This window comes from Eubacterium sp. BIOML-A2 (genome assembly GCF_009680135.1).
Taxonomy (GTDB): Bacteria; Bacillota; Clostridia; order Lachnospirales; family Lachnospiraceae; genus Faecalicatena; species Faecalicatena contortus_B.
This window is the reverse complement of sequence record NZ_WKZK01000100.1, coordinates 1-6615: the sequence shown is the minus strand read 5'-3', so window position 1 is coordinate 6615 and position 6615 is coordinate 1. Positions and strand designations below refer to the sequence as shown.

Here is a 6615-nt window from a genome sequence, read left to right as displayed (position 1 = left end):
CGACCAGCCTTTGCTAAACGGCGATACCCGTGCGCTGAACGCGCTTCAGCGCATGGGCTAATCGCCCGGAATAATCACTTTAGAAAATGATTTGCCATAATGAGTTAGAACATGGGAGGAGGAAGCGTTAAAAAAAGAGAGAGCCATAAGCAACTCTCTCTGTGATAAAACCAAAAAGTTATAGTATCAGTGATTCGGTAAGATTACAAAAATCCTTAACAGGAATATTTTCTTTAAGTGGTAAAGCTGTCTCTAAAAAGGTTTCGTCTGCAAATCTTTCGAGTTCAGAATCAAAATGTATAATAGAAGCATTTGTATTTAATTGGTATGGCGGAATTGTAATAAAATAATCATAATCTTCATAAGAAGGAGTGGCGCAAGAAACTTTGATTTTTCCGTCCAATTTCAATTTTGCAAATTCTCCATAAATGGCAGTTAAGGCTTTTTTTCTTTCTTCATCAGAAGTAATTCTATCTACATATCTAATATACCAATAATCTATAGTTCCCTCTTTTAATTCAATTAAATAATCGTATGATCTGGGTGTTCCGGATTTTATTGTCCATTCAACTTTATGCAGACTTGTCATCATGGAAAGTCCACGCATTAAGGTAGAAAAAAATTTTTCATGCACCTGAACAGTAGAGAGATCCAGAGAAAATCCATTGTCTGCAATTATCTTTTTCCGTTCCTGTATTTTCTTAGAAGAATATCCCGTTGCATCATATAATTCTTGGATAAGTTCTGGATCATCAATGGCTTTTGCAATTTTATCAATAGTGCTTTTATATGGTCTTCCAGATCGGGCACCGTTGAGCATTCGTGAAATGGTTGCATTATTTAAGCCTGTTTGTTCAGATAATTCTTTTTGTGTTTTTTTCTGTAAAATGATTTGAAGTATATTGATGAATCTTTCCTGATCGTAAACGCTGTCAGGATTTATTAGTGTGCCTGAATTTGATATAAATTCGTTCATGCAAATCTCCTCTTGACTTCTTTGACTTTGTATAAATTGACTTCTTGTATTTTATCTTATCAATTATATCCCTAAAAATCAATTTAAAACATAAAGAAATCAAAAAATGCTTTATTGATATTCTTACAAAAGTCAAAGAAATCAAAAACGTAATTGACATTTTGACTTCTTTGTGTATAATGTAGAATTAAGAAGTCAAAGAAGTCAAACAAATCAAAACGAAAGGAAGGAGGGCTGTGGATTGAAATATAGGGTTGTTTCGGTTTTGAAAGATAATAGACCACGTTTTTTGATTATTTCTGATATTGAAGAAATTGAAATCCTTCCATCAAAGTATTTGAAGCATCTGGATCAGATTAATACTTCTCCGAATACTGTAAAATCCGCAGCCTTCGCACTTTCATATTATTACAATTATCTGCAGGAGCAAACGATAGGATTGGATGAGATTACATTGCTATCCTATTCAGAGCAGAATAAACATTTTATTGATTTCTTGTATTGGGTTAAGAGTGGAAAGCATACTGAGCATAATACACAGACGAGCAATAAGACCTGCAATATGTATCTTGGTGCAGTCTTCAGATACTACCAGTTTTTGGCACTGGAAGATGTTTTGCCAATGCTTAAAGTCTTACGAGTAAAAAAAGTATCATATTTTGACAGTATGGGAGTAAATCATCAAAATGCAGTGAATTCGTTTAAAGGTTTCTTCAAAGAAGAAGAACCTAATCTGGAAGAAATAACATCCGAAGAAATACAGGAGCTGATAAATGCCTGTACGAATGATAGAGATCGATTGCTGATAGCAATGATGGCAGAAACCGGTCTTAGATTAGGGGAAATTCTAGGAATCCATTATACCGAAGATATTGATTTTGAAAGAAGGACGGTTCGGGTAAGGTATCGTGAATCCAATACCAACTTGGCAAGAGCAAAAAATGCAGAATATAGAATGGCTTTGTTAAGTAATACAACTTTTGAGTTCTTGGTTAAGTACATTTCTGATAACCGAAAAAGTCTGATGAACTCGGAGTATCTATTTACAAAATTAACTGGAAAAAACAAAGGAGAGCCATTAGATGCGGATTCTGTGTATAGCATGTTGAAAAGGCTATCCAAAAAAACGGATATCAATTCCCATCCGCATCAGCTCCGACACTATTTTGCGGAGGAAAGAAGAAAAGAAGGATGGGATTTGAATGACATTCGTTTTGCCCTGGGGCATAAGAAAGTTGAAACTACCATTAAATACTTGGGTGAAAATAATGAACGATTGGTAGAAGCGACAGATCAATACTACTCAAATAATGAAAATTTATACCAAATTGCAGATTTTCTGTAAAAGGAAGGAGGGATTACCTTGGCAGTATTAAAAATTGTTCCGAAGTTATATCAGGAAAAAATACCTGAGAAATTAAAGGAAGAAATATCTTTAGTTACGACTGGAGAAGCAAAATACTATAACCGGTTATACAAATTTTTTCAGTATACAGATATACAGTGTACTGCAGATATTAACTATGAAACGAGAAAAATGTATATGGACTCTCTTGAAAAAGAGGATATTTCAGAAAAATATAAAGCGGAATTACTGAGCTTATTTGATCGTTTAAAAATAGAAAATATGCCGGATGTCTATTCACAAGGAAAGCCCTTCTCTGTAGAACAGGAGTTTTTTAAGCAAGACAAATTGTTTTTGCTGTATGTCCCCAATAAGAAGAAAGCACAATCTTTCCGTCAGGTGGTTGATAAGAATGATTTGTTATGGGACTTAACGAGGATACATTCATCACAGTTGGTGCGACAGACAAAAATATTGCTGTGTGAAATTCTGAATATGGATAAGGTACAAAGACATCGAAGATATTTTTTAGAACCATTAAAAGCACTTATACGGTTTTGCGATAAGTACGGAATAGATGATATTGAAGAAATGGAACAGGCAGACGAAAACAGATTTTATCTGTATTTAAACAAGGAGTCGGAAATTATAAAAAAACAGGCTTCTAAGATTGTTGAGTTTGCGAGAAGAACGTTATTTCTGACAGATTCAGAGACAAATTGGCGAGCGTGTATCTGGTATATGGATAGGTTTCAGTTTGATAAATCGAGAATCAATGCTAGTTCACCTGTTAAAAGCCTTTCATTTATTAATATTTACGAAAAAGAAAATCGTTGGTATTTACAATTATACGCAAAATATTTGGTCGGGATATCGGATCTGTCTTTATCAAATATCCGAAATACAATAAGTTTTATTTCACAATTTTTAAAATATCTGGATGGACAGAGTAAGAAAGTAACTGAACTGGAGATACAAGATATAGAGGGTTATGTGTCTGTTTTGGATAAGTCCGATATTAAGTATTCTACTTTTAACCGATATATCACACATATGCATACATTTCTACAGTTTTTGAAAATGAAAAATATTGAAGTGTTGAAGTTTTATCCGGAACGATTTTTAAAAAAAGGTTTTTCAGAACACAATGAAAGAAGTGTTCCAGAAAAAACAATTGCTCATCTGATTAAGGAGCTGCCGGCATTCCCAGAGCATTTACAGTTGATGTATTTGATTTTGTTTTGCACAGGAATTAGGAAAAGCGAGGTTTGTACAATAAAATCGGGAGCCTTTTATTCACAAGGCAATGAGAATTGGATGCGCATATATCAAAGCAAAATGCGGAGAGAAAAAGTCATTCCTGTTCCCAGTTTATTGGTTGGACTGGTGAATGATTATGAAAAAAAGTACGGAATAAAAAATGGGGAGTATTTATTCAAAAATAAAAAGGGTGGTGCATTTAATGGACAGACATTTTCAAATCAGATGATTCGGGAGTGTAAGGTTCGTGGGATTGCCTGCGGAGATTATATCTTTAGAGCACACGATTACAGACATAACCTTGCAACTTCAATGTACGGAAATGGGGTTTCTATACAAGGGGTACGAGATTATCTAGGACATTCAAGTGAGAATATGACAAAACAGTACATTGATTTCATGCCGGAACGTATTGTATCGGCTGAAGATAAATATTTCTCTAAAAATCAGTCATTTAAATTGAAAGGAGCAGAAGATGATGAAAGGTAATATTAATTTGATTTCGTATGACTGTTATCAACAAGCTACAGAAAAACAGTTGGCAGGACTGAAATGGAAGGAAAACAGGGTGTACTACATATCAGAGATTCATAATGAAAAGATGCAGGATGAGATTTATGGGTATATCGATGATAGATGTAGACGTTTGTCATTATCAACAGTAGTAAATGATATTTACAGATTTGATCTGTTGAAAGAATTTCTGAATGAGAAGTGTACAAGTTGTAGTAGCATCACTGATAAAAAATGGGAAGAACTGGAGAGAAGTTATAAAGCATTTTTATATAAAAAAGGATTGGCGCTGTATGTTAGAAGAAATAGACCGGATAGGCGGAATGTTGAGCAACAAAGTAGCGCTCAGATTTCTTTTCTGAAAATGTATTATGAGTATGTTGTGAAGTGTAAAACAGCAGATATTCCAGAAAATGAAAAAGATGTATGGGATATGAGAAAGTTGGATATTGTGCCAAGGAGTAATCCGATTCGTGGAAGATATAGATTAGATTTTCGTGAGATCAGGCAGAAAGAATTTAAAGAGATAATAAAGAAAATATTGTATAGCCACTGCCAGACAAAAGCAATGGGTAGTATAAAAGGTGAATTGCGTGGATTCCGTCGGTTTGCTAGTTTCATGTATGATCGATTCCCAGAAGTAAAGCACTTTACAGAAATTAGCAGGGATATGATAGAAGATTATCTGGTTTATATAAAAACGGATACTGGTCTTACATCAGTCAGTTACACGACAGAGCTGTCGGTTTTGGATAATCTGTTGGATGAAATAGGGCGTGAACTGGAAATAGGAAATATATGCAACCTTTTTCTGTCCAGTGATTGCAGAGCATATGACAACGCTTTACCAGAAGCGTATTCAGATGCAGAAATCAGAAGATTTAATTGTGCATTAACAAAATTAAAGCCCCAGTTAGGCAGATGTTTAATAATACATCAGATGCTCGGTACAAGAATAGAGGATACGTTGACTTTGCGAAGGGATTGCTTATCTGAGAAATCTGGACATTATTTTATAACTATTATCCAGCAGAAAACAAGGAAATATAAAAGACCAGTTAGCAATCAGCTGGCAGAATTGATTAGAAAAGCAATAGAAGTTTCAGAAAAGGAGCATCCAGATTCAGAATATATTTTTCTGCAAGATAATGGAAAATTGTATACAGATTCAATGCTGAAATATCATGTAAATATCATGATTTATGAAAATGATATCAGGGATGATAATGGAAATTATTTTGAGTTTCGTACACATCGTTTTAGACATACTTTTGGAGTAAAACTTACAGAAATGAAATTAGATGATGATAGCATTGCAAGGCTGTTGGGGCATAAGGATACACGAACCATACCACATTATCGGCGGTTAAGAAACGAAGCATTAGCGGAGGATACAAAGGCTGTACGAGATGAAATGAATGAATTATTAGCACAATACAGGAGGGAAAAGGAAAATGCAGAAACACGATAAAATGGTAGCACTGGCAAAAGAAAAAAGTGCGGAAATGACGGAAACAGCAATAACAGCTATTGAAACAATGTATAGAAAAAATATAAAAATTTCAGTTGCTGAACTTACAAAACTAACAGGACTTTCCAGAGGTTTTTTCTATAATAATCCGAATGTGAAACAGGTCATGATGGAATTGAAGGAAAAACAACAGGGAATGATATTGCGAAATCCTAAAAGTGATGCTATTGCAAAAGCACAGGAAGCACGGATTAAGAGTTTAGAACAGAAATTATCCGATAGTGTTCCGAAAAACGAATATGAAAGTCTTCAGAAAAAATATGAAGAATTACAGGTGAAATATAGTCAAATGAAAAAGGGAACACTGTTGAAGATGTACGACCAATTATAGGAAGAAAAGGAGAATATTTTATGCAGAACGAAATTTATGATGAGAAAAATGGACTTACTTATATGTTATGTGGTGATTATTATTTGCCAAAATTGGCACTTACAGATATCGAACCAACTTATGGGAAATATGGGATGCTTCGTAAAAGCTATTTACAGGAACACAGAAAGGCAAAATATCAAATATTGTTGTTACAAGGAAAACTTGTCGAGCATTTGAATCAGATTGATGCAGAAGCAAGGGATAGGGAAGAACAATTAGTAAAACAGATGATGGAGAAACAAGGAATTACAGAGAAATTAAAAAGGCAGGACAACATGGAATGGACAAGGAGGATGAATGCCATTTGTCATGATGCAGAAGAGATGATTTTGACGGAAATGATATATACAAAAGGATAATGAACTGCATTGGATAGCAAGAATTTTGCAGCCCGGATAGCAAAAAAGTGGAAGTCCGGATAGCAAAAAAAAGGAAGTCCGGATGGCAAGATTCTTGCTGTCCGGAAAGACAAAAAAGTGAGGGATTAAAAATGTTGGTTAAGTACATAATAAAAGTGTTTTTATATTTAATTCTTGCAGTTGATTATTCCGGGCGATTAGCCCATGCGCTGAAGCGCGTTCAGCGCACGGGTATCGCCGTTTAGCAAAGGCTGGTCG

Annotated in this window: 6 protein-coding genes; 5 read left to right on the top strand and 1 reads right to left on the bottom strand. The window is 34.6% G+C overall.

Features of this window, described 5'->3' with window-relative positions:
• Nucleotides 1-178: 178 nt before the first annotated feature.
• Complete coding sequence (locus tag GKG43_RS22385; protein ID WP_129880098.1) at nt 179-976, bottom strand: helix-turn-helix transcriptional regulator; 798 nt, start codon at nt 974-976, stop codon at nt 179-181.
• 241 nt (nt 977-1217) lie between these two features.
• On the opposite strand from GKG43_RS22385, the gene GKG43_RS22380 reads away from it, so the two are divergent.
• Genes GKG43_RS22380 through GKG43_RS22360 form a run of 5 tightly spaced genes read left to right on the top strand, consistent with a single transcriptional unit; the run spans nt 1218 to nt 6357 of the window.
• Nucleotides 1218-2321, top strand: a complete 1104-nt coding sequence (locus tag GKG43_RS22380; protein WP_055164292.1) for a tyrosine-type recombinase/integrase — start codon at nt 1218-1220, stop codon at nt 2319-2321.
• Between the two features lie 18 nt (nt 2322-2339).
• Nucleotides 2340-4070 (top strand): tyrosine-type recombinase/integrase, encoded by a 1731-nt coding sequence (locus GKG43_RS22375; RefSeq protein WP_055164289.1) that lies wholly within the window; start codon nt 2340-2342, stop codon nt 4068-4070.
• Nucleotides 4057-5565 (top strand): tyrosine-type recombinase/integrase, encoded by a 1509-nt coding sequence (locus GKG43_RS22370; RefSeq protein ID WP_227337806.1) that lies wholly within the window; start codon nt 4057-4059, stop codon nt 5563-5565. The genes GKG43_RS22375 and GKG43_RS22370 overlap by 14 nt, the downstream gene beginning before the upstream one ends.
• Nucleotides 5549-5956 (top strand): DUF6262 family protein, encoded by a 408-nt coding sequence (locus tag GKG43_RS22365; protein ID WP_008374214.1) that lies wholly within the window; start codon nt 5549-5551, stop codon nt 5954-5956. Before GKG43_RS22370 ends, GKG43_RS22365 begins: the two co-directional genes overlap by 17 nt.
• A 20-nt stretch (nt 5957-5976) precedes the next feature.
• Nucleotides 5977-6357, top strand: coding sequence for a TnpV protein (locus GKG43_RS22360; protein ID WP_008374212.1), 381 nt, complete (start codon nt 5977-5979; stop codon nt 6355-6357).
• Nucleotides 6358-6615 lie beyond the last annotated feature (258 nt).